The sequence below is a fragment of the Polaribacter sp. M10 genome (genome assembly GCF_054968445.1).
The window spans coordinates 16,720-41,140 of record NZ_JBSSBG010000013.1 but is presented as its reverse complement, the minus strand read 5'-3'; the positions used below and the strand labels follow the sequence as shown (position 1 = coordinate 41,140).

Genomic DNA, 24,421 nt, shown 5'->3' with positions numbered 1-24,421 from the left:
GTATGTAATTTTGTTGTCATAAAGAAAAACAACAGTATCAAATGAAACAAATATCAACAATTATTATAGCAATAGTTTTGTTATCTGCTTGTGCAAAAAGCACAAAAGAAAGTAAATCTGTTTCAGAAAAATTTAAGATTAACTCAGAAAAAAGCACTAAAATGAAAAACGTATTATTTGTACTAACAAGTCACGATGAATTAGGTAACACAGGAGAAAAAACTGGTTTTTGGATAGAAGAATTTGCAGCTCCATATTATTTATTAAAAGATAAAGGCATTGCAATTACAATTGCTTCTCCTAAAGGTGGCCAACCTCCAATTGATCCAAAAAGTAATGAAGCAGATTTTCAAACGCCTGCAACTGTAAGGTTTAATAATGATGCAGAAACTAAAGAAATTTTATCGAAAACTTTAAAATTAGAAACCATAAACCAAGAAGATTTTGATGCTGTTTTTTATCCTGGTGGTCATGGTCCTTTATGGGATTTAGCTGAAGATAAAAATTCAATTAACTTAATAGAAAGCTTTTACAACAACAATAAACCTGTTGCTGCTGTTTGTCATGCTCCTGCAATTTTTAAAAACACAAAAAAAACTGATGGAACTTATTTAGTTGATGGTAAAAAAGTAACCGGTTTTACAAATACAGAAGAAGAAGCTGTACAATTAACTTCTGTAGTGCCGTTTTTAGTAGAAGATATGCTAAAAAATAATGGCGGTATTTACTCTAAAAAAGCAGATTGGAGTGCTTATGCTATAGAAGATGGATTGTTAATTACAGGTCAAAACCCTGCTTCTTCTGAATTAGTTGCAGAATTTTTATTAGAAAGATTAAAATAAGAATTTAAAATTTATAAAAATAAAGCCTCTACTAATAATGAGGCTTTATTTTAGGTTCTAAACCCTTATTAATTGGTGAAATTTATATAGAGTCACCAAAAAAAACTAACATAATACTGATAATATTATTCTATAATTTTCTTTAAAATACTGAACACTTTTTTTTCGATTACATCTACAGAACCATCAGCAAAAAACACATTTTTAATATCTCTAATTAAATCGTCTTTTTCGTTTTGACTAAATTTATTTTCTGATAAATACTGCTGAATTTTATTTAAGTTTTGTTCATCAGAATCTACAACAACTTCTGTATGAATTCTATGATATATTTTTTTATCAACTCTAGATAAAATGTATTTTTCTTCTTCTTCTGACTCAAAAAAATTACAATGTGCAGCATACAAAAGCACATAAGCTTCAAATTCTTTTTTTGTCCAATCTAATTTTTCCATTATTTTTCTATTGGTAAATTATTTGTAGAACCCCATTCTGTCCAAGAACCATCATAAACAGCACAATTTTTATAACCTGCAATTTCTGCACCTAAAGCTAAAACTGAAGCCGTAATTCCTGTTCCACAAGAAAAAATAAATTCTTTATTTTCTGGGTTTACGGTTTTAAAAATTGATTTTAATTCCTTTTCCGATTTTAGTTTTCCATCAATTAATACATCATTAAAAGGCAAACTCACTGAATTGGGTATATGCCCACCTTTTACATTTGCTCTTGGTTCTGGAGTAGTTGCATAAAATCGACCTTTAGATCTTGCATCAGCAATTAATTGATTTTTATTGTTGATGGCTTCTAAAACATCATTAGTAAATTTTAATTTTTCAGGTTTATAATTAGCTGTAAAATCACCTTTATTTAGCTGCTTTTTATGTGGTTTTTCTATAGGATATTCTTTTGTTACCCAATCTGGAAAACCACCATCTAAAACGGCAATATTAGTAAAGCCCATTAATTGAAACAACCACCAAACTCTTGGTGATGAATAAATACCCAAATCGTCGTAAACAACAATACAGCTCTCTTTATTTATGTCTAAATTTTGAGCTTTTTGTTCAAATTCTTTAGCTGATAAAACGGTGTTTGGAAAAGGAGCATTTACATCAGAAAACACATTTTTAATATCAAAAAAAACAGCATTTTTAATTTGATATTTTTTTGTAATAACCTCTTTTTTTAGAGCAGTTACCTTGGGTAAAGTTGCATCTAAAACAATTAAGTTTTCATGTTCTAAATGATTAAATAACCATTCTGAAGAAACTAAAGGTTTATCTATTTTTAAAGACATTTTACTTTACAGCTTCATAATTATCATCCCAATTTTTTGGTTTAGGATCGTGTAATTTATCTAAAGATTTTGCTACAATCATTGCCACAGTTGCATCACCAGTAACATTTACAGTTGTTCTACACATGTCTAAAGGTCTATCTACAGCAAAAATTAAGGCAATACCAATTGGTAGCAATTCTGCAGGAAAACCAATTGTTTCTAAAACGATAACCAACATTACAATACCTGCACTTGGCACAGCAGCACTACCAATAGAAGCTAAAACTGAAGTTCCTATAATTATCAATTGATTGCTTAAAGTTAATCCTTCTGGCCATAAAACCTGCATAATAAATACAGCTGCTATACCTTGATACAAACTAGTTCCATCCATATTTACAGTTGCTCCAACAGGTAAAACAAAACCAGAAACTTCTTTATCTACACCTAAATGTTCTTCTACACGCTCCATAGTTACTGGTAAAGTTGCAGCACTTGAACTTGTAGAAAAAGCAAGTAATTGTGCTGGACTTATTTGTTTTAAAAACCAAGCTGGTGATTTTTTTGTATACACAGAAACTAATAAAACATAAAAACCTATCATTATCACTAAACCTCCAACCACGCACAATGCGTAAGCCAATAATTTTACTAAAATTTCTGTATCATCAAAAGCAATAATAACATTTGCCAGTAAAGCAAAAACGGCATAAGGTGCAAAAAGCATAATTAAGTCTACCATTTTCATTACCACTTCATTTAAAGAATCAAAAAAGTCTGTTAATGGTTTTGCTTTTTTTTCTGGAATTAATAATAGACTAATTCCTACAAATAAGGCAAAAAAGATAATTTGCAACATACTTGCTTCTGTAAATGCTTTAAAAATATTACTCGGAAAAATATCTACTAAAGCTTGTAGTGGACCTGAATCTTTTTGAACAGAGGCTTTTGCTAACTTATCAGAAACCCCACTAGACGTTTCGTACTTTGCTTTAATTTTTTCTATAGTATCAGCAGGCATTCCATTACCAGGTTTAACCGTATTTACAATTCCTAAACCAATAATAATTGCAACTAGGGTTGTAAAAATATAAATTGAAATGGTTCTGAAACCCATTTTTTTAATTTTAGAAATATCTTTTAAGTCAGATATTCCTTTAATTAAGGAAGCTAAAATAAGTGGTACTGCAATTAATTTTAAAAGATTGATAAAAATAGTTCCGAAAGGTTTAATCCAATCTGTTACAAAATCCTTACCAACATCAATAGAATTCATTATGAAACCAAATATGATTCCTAAAACCATTCCTATTAAAATCTTCCAATGCAAAGCGAGTTTCTTCATATAGTTATTTAGAATTTAAAAAATAAGCTGAAAGATAAAAAAATATTTAAAAATAAAGTGACTTTATTATTATATTGTGTCTTATTTTTAGTGAACATATAAATTAATTATTAAAAACATAAAATGGCAGGAATATTAGATTTATTAAATAGTGATTTAGGAAAGCAAATTGTTTCGGGTGTTGCAGGTGCTACAGGTAACGATTCTAGTAAAACAAGTAGTGTATTAACAATGGGTTTACCTGTGTTAATGAAAGCTATGGAGAGAAATGCAGCTACCCCACAAGGAGCAGAAGGTTTAATGGGTGCGTTAGCTAGCAAACACGATGGAAGTATTTTAGACAACCTTGGTGTTTTGTTTGGTGGTGGTGTAGATGAAAGTGTAAAACAAGATGGAGCAGGAATTTTAAATCATGTTTTAGGTGCTAAGCAACAAGGTGTAGAACAAGTTATTAGTCAAAAAGCAGGATTAGATGCAGGTTCTGTTGCTAACATTTTAAAAGTTGCTGCACCGATTTTAATGGGAGTTTTAGGTAAAGAAAAACGCAATCAAAATGTAAGTTCTTCTGGAGATTTAACTGGGCTTTTAGGTGGTTTACTTGGTGGTAGTTCTGCTGCAAACGACCAAAGTTTTATAGAAAAAGTTTTAGATGCTGATGGTGATGGAAGTGTAATTGATGATGTTGCTGGAATGTTTTTAGGAGGAAGTAATAAACAATCTGGAGGAATTGGTGGAATGCTAGGTGGTCTTTTCGGAAAATAATAGAATTGGAAGTGAAAAAGGTTTTATGATGGTGGAAGGTTGAAGTGAAAAGAAAAACAAATTAAAAAAACTCAAAATCGATGATTTTGAGTTTTTTTTATGATTTTTTTTAAACTTCACTTTTATAACAAGACTTGTAAATATCTTCATAAACAGGCAAAATATTCTGTAAAGAAAAACGTCTTGTAAACTCTCTTGCATTTAATTTAAAACACTCAAGAATATCATCGTCTTTTAAAATAGAAATCGCATTTTTCGCCATGTCTTCTACATCTCCCAAATTACTTAAAAAACCGGTTTCTCCATGTAGATTCACTTCTGGTAAACCACCTGTATTTGTAGAAATAACTGCATTTTTTGCAGCCATTGCTTCTAAAGCTGCTAAACCAAAACTTTCAGTTTCAGAGGGTAGTAAAAACACATCAGAATAACATAAAATTTTATCGATTTCTGTACTGTTTCCTAAAAAGAATACTTTATTCCTAATTCCAAGTTTTTTTGTTAAAAGTTCTGCTTTTTTTCTTTCTGGCCCTTCTCCAATCATCAATAATTTAGAAGGGATTTCTTTTTGAACTTCATAAAAAATTTTAATAACGTCTTCTACCCTTTTTACAGGTCTAAAATTACTAATATGAGTTAAAATTCTTTCATTAGGTGCTGCCAATGCTCCTCTTTGGCACTCATCTTCTTCTGCTTTGCTGTATTTTTCTACATCAATAAAATTGTAAACTACTTGTATTTTTTTATTGATATTAAAAAGTTGATTGGTAGTATCTTTTAAGTTATTAGAAACTGCAGTTACCACATCAGAATTATTAATACTAAATTCTACAGCAGTTTTGTAGGTAGGATGACTACCCACCAATGTTATATCTGTGCCATGTAAAGTGGTTACTACTTTTACATAAATGCCTTTTTCTTTAAGCATTTGTTTTGCCATATAAGCTGCATAAGCATGTGGTATTGCATAATGTACATGCAAAACTTCTAACTCATATTTTTTTACAACTTCTACCATTTTTGTAGATAAAGCCAACTCGTAAGGCTGATATTCGAACAAAGGATATTCTTCTACTAAAACTCTATGAAAATGTAATTTATGTGATAAATAATCTAAACGAACTGGTTGATTATAAGTAATAAAATGTACTTCATGACCTTTATCTGCCAAAGCCATTCCTAACTCTGTTGCTACTACTCCACTTCCTCCAAAAGTTGGATAACATACAATACCTATTCTCATATTTTTATTGAAGGTTTAAAATTTATTAGTTGTAAATATAAAGTTAATCTTACAGTTCAAATCAAAATAAAAACATAAAAAAACCGCAACTTAAATTGCGGTTACTTTTATTAAGCGTAAAAGTTTTAATTTTTTATAATTTTTTTTCGATATCCATTATTTGTATGAAATAAATATATTCCTTTTGTTATAGCTTCTAAATTAATTGTCTTTGATTGTTGCTTTGTATGATATTCTTCAGACATAATTGTTTTTCCTTGCAGGGTTGATAGGTTCCAGATAAAATCTTTATCACTTTTAATTGTTAGTTGATTTTCTATTGGATTAGGATAAATATTAATAAGGTTACTTTTTTTAAACTTATTTACATTTAAAGCACTAGTTTCTGAAGAGTATAAATCATTATAATGATTTAAATAGATGGTATCATCAATATTAAATAATACATTAGGAAAAGCAAAGGTATTGTCTGTTAATCCTGTGGTATCACCAAATTCAAAATTAGGTGTTTCTTGATCTGAATACAAAAACAAAGCTGGTGAGTTAAAGCCTGTATTGTAAATTACAATAACTTTATTATCAATTGCAAATATGTCTACAATGTATTTATTATCCGTAAAGGGAACTAATGTTTCTGCATTTGTGTTTTGCCAAGTTTTACCTTCATCATCAGAATAAAATACAGCCGTTTTATTTGTTAAACTAGATAATGATGCTCCTAAAAATAATCTACCTTTATTATTACTAACCAATATGTTGGCATAAAAAGTACTTGGCAAGCCTGTTGTTTCAATTGTCTGCCAAGTAACCCCATTATCTATACTTTTGGTTATATATTCATTACTTGCGGCTAAATAACTTGGATTCAGAGAGAACCATGTATCATTTAAAGAAGTAAGACTAAAGTTAACTTTGCTTGCTGACGTAGTTAATGGCTTCCACGATTGTTCATCATTTTTTTTGTAGTAAGCTGAGTTTATAGTTAAATTATTATAGGCTACAATATATTCATGACCTATTTTTTTTAAAGTAAAAGCATCTTTATGTCTACTATTTATTCCGTAAAAATGAGGTAAACCTATTGTATCTAAAACCCAAGTATTTCCATTGTCTTTAGAGTGATAATACAAATAGTCTGATGATGGTAATTTTAAAGATGCAAATACCCTATCTTTAACTCCTACGTATTGGGCAACAGAACCGTAATCTTCTGTTAGAATACCTTTGGGTTCACTCCAGGTAGCTCCTTTGTCTTTAGAATAAATAAAGCTATTGTAATAAGTGCTACCATCACTTCCAGATGCATAAATGGTATCATTTAAATTTCCAATAACCATATTTCCTATTATATCTCCTTTCTCATTTACTTTGTAATCTTTCCAATTTTGTGCAGAAAAAGAAATACTAATTGAAAGAAATAGAATTAGTAGTTTTAGTTTCATTTTAATTTGTTTCATTTTAAAGAGTTTTATGTTGTTTATACAAAAAACCTTTATTTTTAAACAAAAAAAAATACGACAAATGTCGTATTTTAATAATTTTGGTCGATTATTTTTTAATAATCTCCTAAAGTTGCAGGGTTTTGAGCTAAAGCACTTTCTAATTGCTCATCATTTGGTGCTTTACCATGCCAAGCATGTGTATGCATCATAAAATCTACTCCATTCCCCATTTCTGTATGTAATAAAATACAAACTGGTTTTCCTTTTCCTGTTAATGATTTTGCTTCTGCTAAGCCAGCTAAAACAGCTTCAATATCGTTTCCTTTTTCGATGTCTAAAACATCCCAACCAAAAGCTTCAAATTTTGCTCTAATACTTCCCATTGGTAAAACTTCGTCTGTAGCACCATCAATTTGTTTTCCATTTAAATCGATAGTTGCAATTAAATTATCAACTTTTTTTGCTGATGCATACATAATTGCTTCCCAGTTCTGTCCTTCTTGCAATTCTCCATCACCATGTAAGGTATACACTAATTTGTCATCACCATTTAACTTTTTAGCTTCTGCAGCGCCTAGAGCAACAGACATTCCTTGCCCCAAAGAACCAGAAGCAATTCTAATACCTGGTAAACCTTCGTGTGTTGTTGGGTGCCCTTGTAAACGTGAATCTATTAATCTAAATGTGTTTAGTTCTTCTACAGGAAAAAATCCACTGTGTGCCAAAACACTATAATAAACTGGAGAAATATGACCATTAGATAGAAAAAATAAATCTTCGTTTTTACCATCCATAGTAAAATCTGTAGAATAATCCATTACTTCTTGATACAAACAAGTAAAAAACTCAGCACAGCCTAAAGATCCACCTGGATGACCAGAATTTACTTTATGAACCATTCTTAATATATCTCTACGTACTTGTTGTGTAAAATCTTGTAATTGTTGTGTTGTAGGCATTGTATTCTTTTAATTTTAACGACAAAAATACAAAAGTGATTGAATTAGTAGAGGATTAAATTAAATATTTATTTAAAAATTGTGAAATAGCTATTACAAATGCAAATCTTGTAATTTTAATGAAACAAATTTTAAGTAAAGTCTCTATATTTTTAATAAAATAAAATCGATTTTTAAATTTAAAACCTATTTGATTCAATGAATCAAATAGGTTTTAAATATTTGCCTACTTTAACAGCTTTTCGGCTTTTTTTATTCATTAAAAAAATATTTCAATTTTTTAATTAAGAATTCGAAACTCGGCTTAAATTCAAATTAAAACATTTTATAAAATATTAATTAAAGAACATTCTTTTTCAATTAACTTTCCCTTTGTTTACATAAACTGCAAACATTTTCTGTTGACACAAAAGTAAAGTTCATCTCAAGAAAACACTAATGATTACACACGATATTTATGAAAATCGTGTGATTTAATAATTTATTCTTTAATTTTGTAGTTCATAAATTTAGTATGAAAAACAAATACCCCTATCTACTATTTTTTTTGCTGTTTTTTTTGTTTTATAAACTAGATGCACAAAATAAAAATGCTTTATTAGACTCTAGTTTTACTTTTATATCTGATAAGTATTATGAATATAAAACCGTAGATCCTATAAAAGCAAAAACTTATGCCGATATTTATTTAAACAAAGCTAAAAAAGAAAAAGACACTATTAATAGTATAGATGGATACTACTATTTAGGTGAGGTTTTTAAAAATGATTCAATTTATTTAAATTATTTAGATGATTTAATTTTAAAAACAGAAAAGAAACCTACAAAAATGTTTCCTGCATATGCATATATGAATAAAGGTAGGTATTATTTTGAATACAGAGAAAATGATAAATCTTTAAAAAATTATCTTTTAGCTTTACAATATTGCAATAAAAACGATAGTCTAAAGTTTATTATAAATCAAAGGATTGGACTTTTAAAAATAAAAAACAATGATGTTTTAGATGGAAAAAAACATTACTTAAGTTCTTATAATTATTATAACCAAAACAACCCAAAAATTGATAATGACAACTATTTCTCTTTACTAGAGAATTTATCTGTACTTTATATTAAAACAAAGCAGTATGATTCTGCACTTTATTATAATAAAAAAGGTATAGATTTTGGAACAAAAATGAAAGATTCAATATTTATTGGGTACTCATATCGTACCCAAGGACAAATAAGTTTTAAACAGAAAAAATTTAAATCTGCTATTAATAGTTTTAAAAAAGCACTACCTTTATTTATAGACTATGAAGATTATCCTAACTTATCTTCAATATATAGTTTTTTAGCTAAATCTTACTCAAAATTAAATCAGCCAGAAAATGCTTTGTTATACAATCTAAAAATAGATTCTTTATATCAAAAAACAAATATTACATTATCTTCTCAAAAAAACAGTTACAATTTTTTAATAAATTATTACAAGAATAAAAACGATCTAAAAAATCAATTAAAGTACATCGAAAAATTAATAAAAGTAGATAGCATTCTGTATATTAGAAGTAAAAATCTTGCCAAAACATTTACAGAAGATTACGATAACCCCATATTAATGGCTGAAAAAGAACGAGCTATTAAAAAACTAAAAGAAGAAGCTCATACTGCTAACATCATTAAAATTGTTTTAACCAGTATTGCTTTATTTGCTTTAATTTTAATGATTTATCAATATCAAAAAAGAAGAAGCCTAAAAAGACGCTTTTACGAATTACAAAAAGAGCTATCTATTAAAAAAGAAAACACTGAAGATAAGATTATTAAAATTAAAAAAATAGCGGTTCCAGAAGAAGTTATTACCAAAACTTTAAAACAATTAAAGGATTTTGAAACTCAAAAAGAGTTTACGAATATTTCGATTACCTTAAATTCATTAGCTAAAATTCTAGGAACTAATTCAAATTATCTATCAAAAATAATCAATCATTATAAAGGTAAAAGTTTTTCTGCTTATTTAAATGAGTTGAGAATTAATCATACTCTAGATATTTTACAAAGTGATGCTACCATTCAAAAATATACCATTAAAGCCATTGCAAACGAAGTTGGTTTTAAAAATGCGGAATCATTTTCTAATGCTTTTTATAAAAAAACAGGTTTAAAACCTTCTTATTACATTAAAGAGTTGAATAAAAAAGAAGCCGTTTAATGTTTTTTATGGTTACATAAAAAAAGCTCATCTATGTTTTTTGCTTCATCTTTTTAGCTGCAGGAAATAAAACATTGTTTAAAATTAAACGATAACCAGGTGATGTTGGATGCAAATCTAATTCCGTTTTTGGATCTCCTACTCTATGCGTATAATCTTCAGGATCATGACCTCCATAAAAGGTAAACATTCCTTTGCCTTTTGTGCCATGAATATATCTTGCCTCTCTATTTGTTTTATTTTCACCTAAAACCAAAACATTCGATTTTACAGTATTTCTATCAAAAGAAGTGGTTTGGCCCATAAAACCTTTTACCAATATTGTATGATTTTGTGTAAGCATTGTGGGCACTGGATCCCATTTTGCCGAGAATTCTATCAAAGAAAAATAATCTGACGTTTTTGGTATTCTGCGTTTACGCGTCATATCTATTGAAGAAAACTCGTATTTAGTCGGACTTCTTTCTAATTCAAAATTGGTAAATGCAAAAGTTTTATTAAAGTTGATTTTATCTTGATAGTTAAGAGTTGTGGCATCACCATCGAACATGGCTTCTGCAATATCTACATCTTCTGCAGCCAAAGCAATATCAAAACTATCTGTTGCAGAACACATTGCAAACATAAAACCACCACCAATTACATAATCTCTAATTTTTTTAGCAACAGCTAATTTTTCTTCAGATACTTTATTATACCCTAATTCTTTGGCTAATTTTTCTGCATTTATTTTTCCTTTAATATACCAAGGTGCAGCTCGAAAAGAGCCATAAAATTTTCCATACTGCCCTGTAAAATCTTCATGATGCAAATGCAACCATTCATAAATTAACAATTTATCTTCTAAAACATCCTTATCATAAATAACATCAAAAGGAATTTCTGCATAAGTTAACACCATAGTTACAGCATCGTCCCAAGGCATTTTATCTTTAGGTGAATACACTGCTATTTTAGGTGCTTTTTCTAAAGTAACTGCTTCTTGATTTGATGATGGTGAAGAAATTTCTTGCAAAATTAATTGTGATTTAGCATCAGAAATTATTTGATAAGATACTCCTCTAATTTTGCATTCGTTTTCTATGGCCTTGTTATTTTCTATTAAAAAAGCGCCTCCATCATAATTTAATAACCATTTCGATTTTAAGCCAGCTTCTAATCCAAAATAAACAATTCCGTAAGCTTTTAAATGATTTTTTTGATTATCATGATTCATAGGCACATATATAAATGATGCCCAAGTTGCTGTTGAGAATAAAAAAATTAAAAATAAAAAAAAGTGTTTTTTCATATCAAAAACTAAAATACACAATTACTTTAAAGCAATTGTGTATTTCTATTATTTAATGTTGATTAACGACTAAAATGGCACATCATCCCCATCATCACCAAAAGCATCTTTTGGGTCTACCCCACCTTCTCCTGCAAAAGGATCATCAGGAAAATCTGTATTCATAGACGATTGAAATTCTGAACTAAAACCTTCTTCTAAATCTGAGAATTTTGCCAAATGCCCAGTAAATTTTAAACGAATATTATCCAAACCACCATTTCTGTGTTTTGCCACAATAAATTCTCCTTGTCCTTCACAAGGTGTGTGTTCATCATCATCCCATTCTGTCATTCCATAATATTCTGGTCTAAAAATGAAACTTACAATATCTGCATCTTGCTCAATGGCACCAGATTCACGTAAATCTGATAAAAGAGGTCTTTTAGATCCTCCACGAGTTTCTACTGCCCTAGATAACTGCGAAAGTGCAATTACAGGTACAGATAATTCTTTGGCTAAGGCTTTTAAGTTTCTAGAAATTGTTGAAATTTCTTGTTCTCTGTTTCCACCACCTTTTCCATTTCCTCCAGCTGTCATTAACTGTAAATAGTCAATTACTAAAATTCTTACATTATGTTGCGATACTAAACGTCTTGCTTTTGCACGTAAATCGAAAATAGATAAAGAAGGAGTGTCATCAATAAAAATAGGCGCATCAGACAAACGTTTTACTTTAACATTTAGTTGTTCCCATTCATGTGGTTCTAAATTTCCTTTTCTTAATTTTTCTGATGTTAATCCAGTTTCTGAAGAAATCATTCTAGTAATTAACTGTACAGAAGACATCTCTAAAGAAAATACAGCAACTGCATGATTAAAATCAATGGCCATATTTTTTGCCATAGAAATTACAAATGCCGTTTTTCCCATACCTGGACGTGCTGCAATAATAATTAAATCTGATGGTTGCCAACCAGAAGTTAAAGCATCTAATTTGGTAAAACCTGTTGCCAAACCAGACATACCTTCTTGATTACCAATTTCTTGAATTTTCTTTAAGGCTTGTTTTACCAAAGAACCAGCATCTTCTGAACTCTTTTTTAAGTTACCCTGTGTTACTTCGAATAATTTACCTTCGGCTTCATCTAACAAATCGAAAACATCTGTAGATTCGTCATAAGAACTTTCTATAATTTCTGAGGAAATCGAAATTAATTTACGCTGAATGTATTTTTGTAAAATGATTCTTGCGTGGAACTCAATGTGCGCAGAAGAAGCTACTTTTTGAGTTAAACGAATTAAAAAGAAATCGCCACCAACCATTTCTAGTTTACCATTCTTTTTTAACAAATTAGAAACGGTTAATAAATCAATGGGTTGAGAGTTTTGAAACAATTCATAAATTGCAGCATAAATTTCTTGATGTCTAGCATCATAAAAAGCGTCAGAATGTAAAATATCAATTACATCATCTATCCCTTTTTTATCAATCATCATTGCACCTAAAACAGCTTCTTCTAACTCAACTGCTTGAGGTGGAATTTTACCTTTTTCGAGGCTAATAATTTTAGATTTATCAATCTTTTTTCCTGCTATCGTATTCGTTTTTTCCATTACTACAAATGTACTTTTTTACAGATTATAATGTAATATTTTAACAATTTTCTTTTTGAACAAAATTTGAATATAAATTGTTATTAGTGTGTTAATAACTAATTTGTATTTAATTTGTTTCACTATTTTTACATCCATGAAATGGAATAAAAAACACCTAATTCTTACATTTTCTTTACCATTACAAATGCTTTTGATGCAATGGGTTGCTAAAAACCCAGCTATGATTGAAAAGTATTATTCTAATGGCATTTATCCCTATATATCTTCATTTTTTAGAATACTTTTGGGTTGGATTCCTTTTTCTGTTGGCGATTTATTAATTGCTTTTGGTGTATTTCTAATTTTTCGATTTTTGTTTTTATTGATAAAAAATCGATTCAAAAATTTTATTCCAAAAATAATTCACTTTACAGCCATTTTATCCGTAATTTATTTCTGTTTTTATCTTTTCTGGGGATTAAATTATTACAGAGAACCTTTGGCAAAAAACCTAAATTATAAGCAACAAAAATATACTACAGAACAACTTGCAAAAGTTACCAAACATATTATTAAAAAACTGAATGAAAATCAATTTAAAATCACACAAAACGATACTTTAAAAGTTGATAATCCGTATCAACCAAAAGTAATGTATCAATTAGCCATTAATGGTTATAATAATTTAGCTGTCGATTTTCCGCAATTAAAATATCAATTTTCATCCGTAAAAAGTTCATCAATGAGTTTATTACAAACTTATAATGGTACTTCTGGTTATTTAAATCCGTTAACTGGCGAGGCTCAAGTAAATGATAAAATACCAAAAACAAGTTATCCTACTACAACTTGTCATGAAATGGCGCATCAAATTGGTTTTGCTGCCGAAAATGAAGCTAATTTTGTTGGTTTTTTAGCTGCCAATTATAATGATGATGCGTATTTTAAATATGCTAGTTATAGAATGGCTTTTGGCTATTGTATTTCAGAAATTAGAAAACGAGATCCTGAACTATCCAAAGAACTTTGGCAAACTGTACATAAAGGAATTATTAAAGATTTTAACAACAGTTATTTATTTTGGCAAGCTTATAAAAATCCTTTTGAACCACTTGTTAAAAAAGGATATAATGCCTATTTAAAAGCCAACAAACAAGCCAAAGGCGTAGAATCTTACAACTATGTTGTAGATCTTTTAATCTCTTATTTTGAGTCTGCAAAGGTGAATTCGTTTTCTTAAAACTTTGTTAAAAATATTATGCTTTAACATTTTACAAAATGCTTATCAATAAATTTAGCCTAAATTCAAATTACACACACATGAAAAAACTATTATCCTTACTCTTTTTCCTGTCGCTTTCAGTCACGCAAGCACAAGATTATTTTCCTACGGATGAAGGAGTAAAAACAACTGAAAATTCAACCTATGCATTTACCAATGCAACTATTTATGTAACTCCAACAGAGGTTATAAAAAAAGGTACTTTATTAATTAAAGATGGTAAAGTTATTGGTGTTGGTAAATCTGTAAAAATCCCTGTGGGGACAAAAACCACAGATTTAGCTGGTAAAACAATTTACCCTTCTTTTATTGATATTTATTCTGATTTCGGAATAACTAAACCAAAAAGAGAAAGAGGTAGATTTGGAGGATCGCAATATGCAGCTGAAAGAGAAGGTTATTATTGGAACGATCATATTAGACCAGAAACTGACCCAATAGATGAATTTAAATTCGATGCCAGAAAAGCAAAAGGTTTAATAGAAGCTGGTTTTGGTGTTGTAAACACTCATTTACAAGATGGTATTGTACGTGGTAATGGTTTATTAATAGCTTTAAATCCAAATTCTACAGATGCGTACAGAATTTTAGATACTAAATCTGCTCAATATTTATCTTTTCAAAAAAGTGCAAAATCTAAACAAATGTATCCAAGTTCTAGAATGGGTGCAATGGCTTTATTACGTCAAGTATATAATGATGCAGATTGGTATGCAAAAGGTAATATGAAAAATAAAGATTTAGCTTTAGAAGCTTTTAACGACAACAAAAATCTTGTTCAAATCTTTGAAACTGGTAACCATTTAGATGCTGTTAGAGCAGATAAAGTTGGAGATGAATTTTCTGTTCAATACACTATTGTTGGTTCTGGAGATGAGTACGAACGTGTTGCAGATATAAAAGCTACCAAAGCTAATTTTATTATTCCTATAGATTTTAGTGTTGCTTATGATGTTTCTAATCCGCTTTTGGCGCAACAAATTTCTTTGCAAGATATGCGTAAATGGAATCAAGAACCTTCTAACTTAAGTGTTCTTGCTAAAAATGGGGTAAATTTCGCTTTAACAACACATAAATTAAAATCAGTAAAATCTTTCCATAAAAATTTACAAAAAGCCATTAAATATGGTTTTGATAAAGAAAAAGCCTTAGCTGCATTAACTACAATTCCTGCAAGTATTATTGGTAATTCTTCTATTGGAAACTTAAAAACAGGAAGTTATGCAAACTTTATCATTACTTCTGGTGATGTTTTTGATGCCAAAACAACAATGTTCGAAAACTGGGTACAAGGTGCTAAAAATGTAATTAATGATATGAATATCAAAGATATTACAGGTACTTATATGCTTTCTGTAAACGATCAAAATTACGATTTAACCATTTCTGGTAAAGGTGCTAAACAAACTGGAACCGTTAAAATGGGCGAAGAAAAAATAAAATCCAAATTTTCTTTTAAAGACGATTGGATTGCTATTACTTTAAACGAAAAAAGTGGTTATACCAGATTAATGGGTAAAATCATTAATGCATCTAACGTAATGCAAGGAACTGCTTACGATACAGAAGGCAATGAAACAAGTTGGTCTGCAAGTAAAAAAGTGGTAAAAGAAGATGCAAAAAAAGGTGGTAAGAAAAAGAAATCTAATGAGGCTGTAACTGTATTACCTGTTAGTTATCCTAATATTGGTTTTGGAAACTTTGTACAACCAAAAACTGAAACAATTTTAATTAAAAACACAACAGTTTGGACAAGCGAAGATGAAGGAATCTTAGAAGATACTGATGTACTTTTAGTTGATGGAAAAATAGCCAAAATTGGAAAAGGTTTAAAATCTAACAAAGCAACTGTTATCGATGGTACAGATAAACATTTAACTGCTGGTATTGTAGATGAGCATTCTCATATTGCAACTTCTGCAGTTAATGAAGGAGCACAAAACTCATCAGCAGAAGTAACCATAGAAGATGTTGTAGATCCTACAGACATTAACATTTATAGAAACATTTCTGGGGGTACAACTTCTGCTCAGATTTTACATGGTTCTGCAAATCCTATTGGTGGTCGTTCTGCAATTATCAAACTAAAATGGGGAGAAAATGCTGAATCTATGATTTATGAAGATTCTCCGAAATTCATAAAATTTGCTTTGGGTGAAAACGTAAAACAATCTAGAAGTAGAAATGGTACTCGTTTTCCACAAACAAGAATGGGTGTTGAGCAGATGTTTATAGATTACTTTACAAGAGCTAAAGAATATGATGCATTAAAGAAAAGTGGAAAGCCTTATAGAAAGGACGAAGAAATGGAAACTTTAGCAGAAATTTTAAACGGAGAGCGCTTTATTTCTTGTCACTCTTATGTGCAATCAGAAATTAATATGTTAATGAAAGTTGCAGAAAAATTCGATTTTAGAGTAAATACTTTTACTCATATTTTAGAAGGATATAAAGTTGCTGATAAAATGGCAGAACATGGAGTTGGTGGTTCTACTTTTTCTGACTGGTGGGCTTACAAATACGAAGTTAATGATGCAATACCTTACAATGCTGCAATTATGCACAATGCTGGTGTTACAGTTGCTATTAATTCAGATGACAGTGAAATGTCTCGTCGTTTAAATCAAGAAGCTGCTAAAACCATTAAATACGGTGGAATGACTGAATTAGAAGCTTGGAAAACAGTTACGATAAATCCTGCTAAATTATTACATATAGACGATAAAGTGGGTAGTATAAAAGTTGGCAAAGATGCTGATGTTGTTTTATGGAGCAATCACCCAATGTCTATTTATGCTAAAGTAGAAAAAACAATTATTGATGGAAAAGTATTTTTTGATAGAGCTGAAGATGCAAAAAAACGTAAAGCAATTAAAGAAGAAAAAAGTACTTTAATTAATATGATGTTAAAAGAAAAATTGGGTGGAGGCCAAACCAAAGCACCAATGATTAGAAAAGACAGAAACTTTGAATGTGATACTTTAGAAGAACTTAAAAGCTAGAAATGATGAAAAAAATAATATATAGTTTACTATTTTTCTTTGTATTAGGAAACGTAAACGCACAACAAACTCCAGCTGACAAACAAAGCACTGCCATTTCTATAGAAGGAGCAACTGCACACCTAGGAAATGGAAAAGTAATAGAAAACTCATTAATTATGTTTAATGAGGGTAAAATTACTTTTGTTGGCTCTGCAATGATGAAAATTGCAAGACAAGGAAAAGTAATAAAAGCAGAAGGCAAACACATTTACCCTGGTTTTATTGCTGCAAACTCAACTTTAGGTTTAGTAGAAATTGATGCTGTAAAAGCCAGTGACGATCAAAGAGAAATTGGTATTGCAAATCCGCATATTAGAAGTTTAATCGCTTATAATGCAGAAAGTAAAGTAGTTGAATCTATGAGACCAAATGGAGTTTTAATGGCGCAAATTACACCAAGAGGTGGTACTATTTCTGGAACTTCTTCTATTGTACAATTAGATGCTTGGAACTGGGAAGATGCTGCTATTAAAGTAGATGATGCTATCCACATGAATTGGCCTGGTAGTTTTACAAGAGGTAGATGGTGGTTAGGAGAAGATCCTGCTTTAAAAGCAGATACTAAATATCCTGCAAACATCGATAAAATTAAAACCTATTTTTTAGATGCTAAAAATTATTTAGCAGGTAGCAAAGAAAAAGTTCATTTACCATATCAAGCTATGGAAGGTCTTTTTAATGGATCTCAAAAATTATTTATCCACACCAGTGGAAAAAGAGAAATTACTGATGCTATTACAATAACTAAAGAATTAGGGATAGATAATATTGTTATTGTAAATGGCGAAGGTGCAGAAACTGTTACTGATTTATTGGTAAAAAATAATGTTCCTGTAGTGTTACAAAGACCACACAGAAATCCTAATTCAGAAGATGATGCTTACGATTACACCTATACAATTGCTAAAACATTAACAGAAAAAGGTGTTGTAGTTAGTTTAGGTATGGAAGGCCAAATGGAACGTATGAATACAAGAAACTTACCTTTTTATGCTGGTACTTTTTCTGCACATGGTTTAGATAAAGAAGTTGCTTTACAGCTTATAACCTCTAATTCTGCCAAAATTTTAGGAATAGATAACATTGTAGGTACTTTAGAAGTTGGTAAAGATGCTACTTTATTTATTTCTGAAGGTGATGCTTTAGATATGAGAAGTAATCAATTAACAAAAGCCTATATTCAAGGTAGAGATATTAGTTTAGAATCTCATCAAACCGAACTTTGGAAACGTTATTCTAAGAAATACAAAACAGAATAGAAATTCTAATCATAAACTAAAAAGGCTCGCAATTGCGAGCCTTTTTGGTCTAAACAAATTAAATTCTCTTTCATAGTAATTTAACCTATAAAAAATTCAAGCTTTAATTACTACATAGCAAATATTCATTTTAATAGACTTTTGAACAATACCTACAAATAGGTATATTTGCCATGATGAAAGAAATTACTAGCGTTCAAAATTCATATATAAAGAATTTAATAAAACTTCAAGAAAAGTCTAGAGAGCGTAAAAAACAAGGTTTATTTATTGTTGAAGGAAAACGCGAAATTACACTAGCTATACAATCTAAATATACTTTTGATACGGTTCTTTTTGATGAAAATCTGATATCAGAAAAAGAACTTTTAACTCTTTTTAATTCAAATATTCAACGCATTAAAATTGCAAAAGAAGTTTATCAAAAATTAGCTTACAGAGACTCTACAGAAGGCATTATTGCAGTTACTAAATCCAAAGATTTTTCGTTAAAAAACATCACTTTTAAAAATAGAAATCCTTTAATTTTAATTGCAGAAGGCATTGAAAAACCTGGCAATATTGGAGCTTTATTAAGAACTGCAGATGCTGCAAATGCAGATGCTGTTTTTATAGCCAATCCAAAAAGCGATTTGTACAATTCTAATATTATTCGCTCAAGTGTTGGTTGTATTTTTACAAATCAAATTGCTACAGGAACATCAGAAGAAATTATTACTTTTTTACAAGAAAATAATATTGATATTTATGCAGCAACTTTGCAGAATTCTAACGAATATCATAAAGAAAATTACACAAAAGCATCTGCTATTGTTGTGGGCACAGAAGCCACTGGTTTAACTGAAATTTGGCGAGAAAAAGCAACACAAAACATCAACATACCTATGCAAGGCAAAATAGATTCTATGAATGTTTCTGTTGCTGCTGCAATTGTTATCTTTGAAGCCAAAAGGCAAAGGGAATTTAAATAAAATTTAATAAATCAGCATTTTATTAATATTAAAAAAATTTAATTTTCTAAATAGAATTAAAAAATCAAGTAATATTTATTATTTTGTTGAACAAAATTTATAAAAACTAAAATTATTAAATGAAAATACTAGGATTTGATATTGGAGGATCAGGAATAAAAGCCGCAATTGTAGACACTAAAACAGGAGAATTAATTTCTGACAGACACAGAATAGACACTCCAAAACCTGCTACTCCAGAAGCTGTTGCAGCTGTAGTTAAAGAAATGGTAGATTATTTCGATTGGAAAAAAGCTGTTGGTTGTAGTTTTCCTACCACAATTGTAGATGGGCAATGCATTCATTCTGGTAATTTAAGTGAAAAATGGTTAAATGTTAAGGTTGATAAACTTTTTAAAAAAGCAACCAAACTCCCATTTTATGTTAGTAATGATGCTGATTTAGCTGGTGTTGCAGAAGTTAGTTTAGGTGCAGGTAAAGATGAAAAAGGAGTAACTATAGTAATTACAATTGGTACAGGTATTGGTTCTGGTTTATTTTACAACGGAGTGTTAATTCCTAATTTAGAATTGGGTAAAATGTTACATTCTAATGGAAAAATCATAGAATTTTATGCAGCGGATTCTATCAGAAAAAAAGAAGATTTAACACTAAAACAATGGGCTTTACGTTTTGATGAATTACTAAATTATGTTAGAATTGTATACTCACCAAGTTTAATAATTTTAGGAGGTGGAATTAGTAAAAAATACGATCAGTTTAAAGAATATTTAGAAACTGATGTTAAAATAAAAGTAGCTGAATTTAGAAATAATGCTGGTATTATTGGTGCTGCTATGTATGCGCATAAAAATCTAAAAGACTAATGCAGCCCACTACTCTATTCTATATTTTAATTTCAATAATTGTTATCAGTTTTATTATTGATAAAATTTTGGACACTTTAAATGCCAAACATTTTGATGATAAAATACCTGAAAAATTAGCAGATGTCTATGATAAAGATGAATATAAAAAATCGCAAGCCTACAAAAAAACCAATGAAAAATTTTCTAACTTAACATCAACATTTTCAATTGTTTTAACTTTAATTTTCTTTTTTGTTGATGGTTTTAAATTAGTTGATAATTTTGCTAGGAGTTATACAAATCATCCTATTTTAGTTGCCTTAATTTTCTTTGGTGTGATAATGTTAGGTTCTGATATTTTAACAACTCCTTTTTCATATTACAAAACTTTTGTAATTGAAGAAAAATTTGGTTTCAACAAATCAACCAAAAAAACATTTTGGTTAGATAAGATAAAAGGCTGGTTAATGTCTTCGATTATTGGCGGTGGAATTTTAGCACTCATCATTTGGTTTTATCAATTTGCAGGAGAAAATTTCTGGATTTACGCTTGGGTTTTAGTAGCCGTTTTTTCTTTGTTTATGAATATGTTTTATGCAAAATTGATTGTTCCTCTATTTAATAAACAAACTCCTTTAGAAGAAGGTGAATTAAAATCTGCGATTGAAAAATATGCACAAAAAGTAGGATTTACGCTGAATAATATTTTTGTAATTGATGGTTCTAAACGATCTACCAAAGCAAATGCTTATTTTTCTGGTTTTGGTTCACAAAAAAGAATTACACTTTTTGATACCTTAATTAATGATTTAGAAACTGATGAAATTGTGGCAGTTTTAGCACATGAAGTTGGGCATTATAAGAAAAAACACATCATCTTTAATTTGTTTTCATCAATCTTACTTACTGGATTCACTTTATTTATTTTATCACTTTTTATCAATTCATCTGTTTTATCAGAAGCATTAGGTGTTTCAATTACTAGTTTTCATATTGGGTTAATCGCTTTCGGAATTCTTTACTCGCCAATATCAGAAATTACAGGTTTATTTATGAATTATATGTCTCGTAAATTTGAATATCAAGCCGATAATTTTGCAAAAGAAACTTTTGCTAGTTTACCTTTAATTACTTCTCTTAAAAAATTATCGAAAAATAGTCTTAGTAATTTAACACCACATCCTGCATATGTTTTTATGCATTATTCGCATCCAACTTTATTGCAAAGAATTCTAAATTTAGAAAAGTAATTCTTTGGCTGTTAAATTTTATTTGTTAAATTCACTAAAGTTTTAATCTAAGTCTTTCATCGAGTTTATGGAGTATAATGCAACACCAGAAGAAGAGAATAAGGAAATAGCAAATCGTTACAAAGATTTGCTAAAAGGTACTTATGAGGTGTTATCTAAAGAAGATAAAGAACTCATAAGAAAAGCCTTTGAAATTGCAGTAGATGCACATTCTAAACAGCGCAGAAAAACAGGCGAACCTTATATTTACCATCCAATTGCTGTAGCCAAAATTGTAGCTATGGAAATCGGTTTGGGAGCCACTTCTATTGCTGCTGCTTTATTGCACGATGTTGTAGAAGATACACATTATACTTTAGATGATATGGAGCAATTGTTTGGAGAAACAATTGCAAGAATTGTAAACGGACTAACCAAAATATCTCGTTTAAATAAAGAACAAGACGCCTCTATACAAGCAGAAAATTTTAGAAAAATGCTTTTAACATTACATGATGATGTAAGAGTTATTCTAATAAAAATTGCAGATAGACTCCACAATATGCAAACTATGGATGCAATGCCTGCTCATAAACAGGTTAAAATTGCATCAGAAACCATATATATTTATGCTCCTTTAGCACATAGATTAGGTTTATATAATATTAAACAAGAATTAGAAGATCTTGGATTAAAATATACAGAACCAGAAGTTTATAATAGTATCATCACCAAAATAAAAGAGAGCAAAGAAGAGCAACAAGATTACTTAAATCGTTTTGCAAAAACCCTCGAAAACGGATTAGATAAAGAAAATTTTACCTACGAAATTAGAGGTAGATTTAAATCTATTTTTTCAATTCGACGAAAAATGCAAAAGCAAAATGTTACGTTCGATGAAGTTTTTGATAAATATGCCATAAGAATTGTTTTTAAACCAATTTCTGAAGATGAAAAACACGATGCTTGGAAAATCTATTCTATTGTAACGGATAATTTTAGACCAAATCCTGCACGTTTAAGAGATTGGATTTCTCAACCAAAAACTACGGGTTACGAAGCATTACACATTACTGTTATTGGTCCAGATGCAAAATGGGTAGAAGTGCAAATTCGATCTGAAAGAATGAACGAAATTGCAGAAAAAGGGTATGCTGCTCATTTTAAATACAAACAGAATCAAAAAAACGAAAGTGGTTTAGAAGCCTGGTTAAATAAATTAAAAGAAACTTTAGAAAATCACAATATGAATGCTGTTGATTTTGTAGAGGATTTTAAATTAAATTTATATGCCAAAGAAATTTATGTTTTTACACCCAAAGGTGATTTAAAATCGCTACCAAAAGATGCTTCTGCTTTAGATTTTGCCTTTTCTATTCACACAGATATCGGTTTAAAATGTAGAGGAGCAAAAGTAAATGGAAAACTAGTGCCATTAAGCCACGTATTAAAAAGTGGAGATCAGATTGAAGTAATTACAAGTTCTACCAACAAACCAAATGCAAGATGGTTAGATTTTGTAATAACTGCAAGAGCAAAAACTAAAATTAGAGCGGCTTTAAAAGAAGAAGAAAAAGCAATTGCAGAAGAAGGCAAAGCTATTTTAACAAGAAAACTACGACATTTAAAAATACCTTTTAACGAAAAAACAATCAATGAATTAGTTGTTTACTTTAAATTAAAAACAAGTTTCGATCTGTTTTATAGAATTGGTAATGGTGCATTAGACAATACACAATTAAAGGCTTTTGTAAATCAAAGAAATAGTACAATACTTAATTTCTTTAAAACAAAATTAAGACGAAGTCCTTCTCACGAAGATATTAAAGAAAATGCAGAAGAAGTTACTAACAAATACGATGCATTAGTTTTTGGTAAAGAAGAAGAAAAATTAGATTATACACTTTCTAAATGTTGTAGTCCTATTCCTGGAGATCAAGTATTTGGTTTTTTAACCATAAATGATGGTATTAAAGTGCATAAAAAAAACTGTCCGAATGCAATTTCTCTACAATCGAATTATGCATATCGAATTATGCAAGCCAAATGGATAGACTCTACAAAACAAGACTTTAAGGCTGTTTTACAAATGAGTGGTGTAGATAATGCAGGTCTTGTAAATAGCGTAACTCGAATTATTTCTAACAGCAATGGCGTTAATTTACAACGTATAAATATTTCTGGTGATGAAGGTATTTTTGACGGAAAAATATCTTTAAATGTTAAAAATAGCTCTCAATTAAACAATTTAATCAAACGCATTTTAAAAGTAGAAGGCGTTAAAAAAGTAGAGCGTGTTAATAGAATGTAAATATCATTCTTAGAAAAGTGTATTTTAATTAAGAAATAACTGTAAATTTGTTTTTTCGTAAAAGTTAATACAATGAGTAATTCTCTTGAAAATCAAGAAGTAGTTAAAAAAGTTTTCACCTCCTATTTACAAGAGCATAAGCACAGAAAAACACCTGAACGCTATGCTATACTACAAGAAATATACGATGCAGAAGAGCATTTTGATATAGAATCTTTATATATTAAAATGAAAAACAAAAACTATAGAGTTAGTAGAGCAACTTTATACAACACTATAGATTTGTTATTAGACTGCGGTTTGGTGCGTAAACATCAATTCGATGGGCAAACTATGGCTCGTTACGAAAAAAGTTATTTCGATAAAAACCACGATCACGTAATATTTACAGATACTGGTGATGTAAAAGAATTTTGCGACCCAAGAATTCAAATTATCAAAAAAACTATCGAAGAAATCTTTGAGATTGATATTCACAATCATTCCTTATATTTTTACGGAACAAAAAAGAAATAAACAGTTTTTAAACTAAA

19 protein-coding genes are annotated in these 24,421 nt (G+C 29.4%); 11 read left to right on the top strand and 8 right to left on the bottom strand.

Annotated features, from left to right (window positions below):
- Window positions 1-41 precede the first annotated feature (41 nt).
- Window positions 42-842, top strand: coding sequence for a type 1 glutamine amidotransferase domain-containing protein (locus ACWYN7_RS11970; RefSeq protein ID WP_462860210.1), 801 nt, complete (start codon window positions 42-44; stop codon window positions 840-842).
- Window positions 843-967: 125 nt separating this feature from the next.
- Here the strand turns inward: ACWYN7_RS11970 and ACWYN7_RS11965 are convergent, their stop codons facing one another.
- Genes ACWYN7_RS11965 through ACWYN7_RS11955 form a run of 3 tightly spaced genes read right to left on the bottom strand, consistent with a single transcriptional unit; the run spans window position 968 to window position 3,469 of the window.
- The gene (locus ACWYN7_RS11965) at window positions 968-1,297 is read right to left on the bottom strand and encodes a hypothetical protein (RefSeq protein WP_462860209.1); all 330 of its coding nucleotides are present in this window, start codon (window positions 1,295-1,297) and stop codon (window positions 968-970) included.
- On the bottom strand, window positions 1,297-2,142 hold the full coding sequence (locus tag ACWYN7_RS11960; RefSeq protein ID WP_462860208.1) for a sulfurtransferase: 846 nt from the start codon (window positions 2,140-2,142) through the stop codon (window positions 1,297-1,299). The genes ACWYN7_RS11965 and ACWYN7_RS11960 overlap by 1 nt, the downstream gene beginning before the upstream one ends.
- 1 nt (window position 2,143) lies before the next feature.
- A complete protein-coding gene (locus ACWYN7_RS11955; RefSeq protein WP_462860206.1) occupies window positions 2,144-3,469 on the bottom strand; it encodes a dicarboxylate/amino acid:cation symporter in 1,326 nt (441 codons plus the stop codon).
- A 123-nt stretch (window positions 3,470-3,592) separates the two neighbouring features.
- On the opposite strand from ACWYN7_RS11955, the gene ACWYN7_RS11950 reads away from it, so the two are divergent.
- Complete coding sequence (locus tag ACWYN7_RS11950) at window positions 3,593-4,231, top strand: DUF937 domain-containing protein (RefSeq protein ID WP_462860204.1); 639 nt, start codon at window positions 3,593-3,595, stop codon at window positions 4,229-4,231.
- A gap of 109 nt (window positions 4,232-4,340) precedes the next feature.
- Here the strand turns inward: ACWYN7_RS11950 and bshA are convergent, their stop codons facing one another.
- The 3 genes from bshA to ACWYN7_RS11935 form a co-directional block, all read right to left on the bottom strand.
- The gene (gene bshA, locus ACWYN7_RS11945; RefSeq protein ID WP_462860203.1) at window positions 4,341-5,474 is read right to left on the bottom strand and encodes an N-acetyl-alpha-D-glucosaminyl L-malate synthase BshA; all 1,134 of its coding nucleotides are present in this window, start codon (window positions 5,472-5,474) and stop codon (window positions 4,341-4,343) included.
- Between the two features lie 125 nt (window positions 5,475-5,599).
- The gene (locus ACWYN7_RS11940; RefSeq protein WP_462860202.1) at window positions 5,600-6,931 is read right to left on the bottom strand and encodes a T9SS type A sorting domain-containing protein; all 1,332 of its coding nucleotides are present in this window, start codon (window positions 6,929-6,931) and stop codon (window positions 5,600-5,602) included.
- Window positions 6,932-7,029: 98 nt separating this feature from the next.
- The gene (locus tag ACWYN7_RS11935; protein WP_462860201.1) at window positions 7,030-7,875 is read right to left on the bottom strand and encodes a transketolase; all 846 of its coding nucleotides are present in this window, start codon (window positions 7,873-7,875) and stop codon (window positions 7,030-7,032) included.
- A 559-nt stretch (window positions 7,876-8,434) separates the two neighbouring features.
- Between ACWYN7_RS11935 and ACWYN7_RS11930 the strand changes: the two genes are divergently transcribed.
- Window positions 8,435-10,075 (top strand): helix-turn-helix domain-containing protein, encoded by a 1,641-nt coding sequence (locus ACWYN7_RS11930; protein ID WP_462860199.1) that lies wholly within the window; start codon window positions 8,435-8,437, stop codon window positions 10,073-10,075.
- A gap of 31 nt (window positions 10,076-10,106) precedes the next feature.
- Here the strand turns inward: ACWYN7_RS11930 and ACWYN7_RS11925 are convergent, their stop codons facing one another.
- Both ACWYN7_RS11925 and dnaB read right to left on the bottom strand, forming a co-directional pair.
- Complete coding sequence (locus ACWYN7_RS11925) at window positions 10,107-11,291, bottom strand: asparagine synthetase B (RefSeq protein ID WP_462860271.1); 1,185 nt, start codon at window positions 11,289-11,291, stop codon at window positions 10,107-10,109.
- A gap of 144 nt (window positions 11,292-11,435) precedes the next feature.
- Window positions 11,436-12,962, bottom strand: coding sequence for a replicative DNA helicase (dnaB, locus tag ACWYN7_RS11920; RefSeq protein WP_462860197.1), 1,527 nt, complete (start codon window positions 12,960-12,962; stop codon window positions 11,436-11,438).
- Window positions 12,963-13,098: 136 nt separating this feature from the next.
- Here dnaB and ACWYN7_RS11915 point away from each other — a divergent pair, with 136 nt between their 5' ends.
- The 8 genes from ACWYN7_RS11915 (at window position 13,099) to ACWYN7_RS11880 (ending at window position 24,404) form a co-directional block, all read left to right on the top strand.
- Window positions 13,099-14,184, top strand: coding sequence for a DUF3810 domain-containing protein (locus ACWYN7_RS11915; RefSeq protein ID WP_462860195.1), 1,086 nt, complete (start codon window positions 13,099-13,101; stop codon window positions 14,182-14,184).
- 80 nt (window positions 14,185-14,264) lie between these two features.
- Window positions 14,265-17,228, top strand: a complete 2,964-nt coding sequence (locus ACWYN7_RS11910; protein WP_462860194.1) for an amidohydrolase family protein — start codon at window positions 14,265-14,267, stop codon at window positions 17,226-17,228.
- A gap of 5 nt (window positions 17,229-17,233) precedes the next feature.
- A complete protein-coding gene (locus tag ACWYN7_RS11905; RefSeq protein ID WP_462860193.1) occupies window positions 17,234-18,529 on the top strand; it encodes an amidohydrolase family protein in 1,296 nt (431 codons plus the stop codon).
- Window positions 18,530-18,705: 176 nt separating this feature from the next.
- Window positions 18,706-19,500 (top strand): TrmH family RNA methyltransferase, encoded by a 795-nt coding sequence (locus tag ACWYN7_RS11900; protein ID WP_462860270.1) that lies wholly within the window; start codon window positions 18,706-18,708, stop codon window positions 19,498-19,500.
- A 119-nt stretch (window positions 19,501-19,619) separates the two neighbouring features.
- Window positions 19,620-20,366 (top strand): polyphosphate--glucose phosphotransferase, encoded by a 747-nt coding sequence (gene ppgK / locus ACWYN7_RS11895; RefSeq protein WP_462860192.1) that lies wholly within the window; start codon window positions 19,620-19,622, stop codon window positions 20,364-20,366.
- Window positions 20,366-21,598: a M48 family metallopeptidase gene (locus ACWYN7_RS11890; RefSeq protein WP_462860191.1), complete on the top strand. Its 1,233-nt coding sequence runs from the start codon at window positions 20,366-20,368 to the stop codon at window positions 21,596-21,598. The genes ppgK and ACWYN7_RS11890 overlap by 1 nt, the downstream gene beginning before the upstream one ends.
- A 67-nt stretch (window positions 21,599-21,665) precedes the next feature.
- A complete protein-coding gene (locus ACWYN7_RS11885; protein WP_462860190.1) occupies window positions 21,666-23,888 on the top strand; it encodes a RelA/SpoT family protein in 2,223 nt (740 codons plus the stop codon).
- A gap of 72 nt (window positions 23,889-23,960) precedes the next feature.
- Window positions 23,961-24,404 carry a Fur family transcriptional regulator gene (locus ACWYN7_RS11880; protein WP_462860188.1) on the top strand — a complete coding sequence of 148 codons (444 nt, stop codon included), beginning with the start codon at window positions 23,961-23,963 and terminating at the stop codon, window positions 24,402-24,404.
- The last annotated feature ends 17 nt before the right edge of the window (window positions 24,405-24,421 follow it).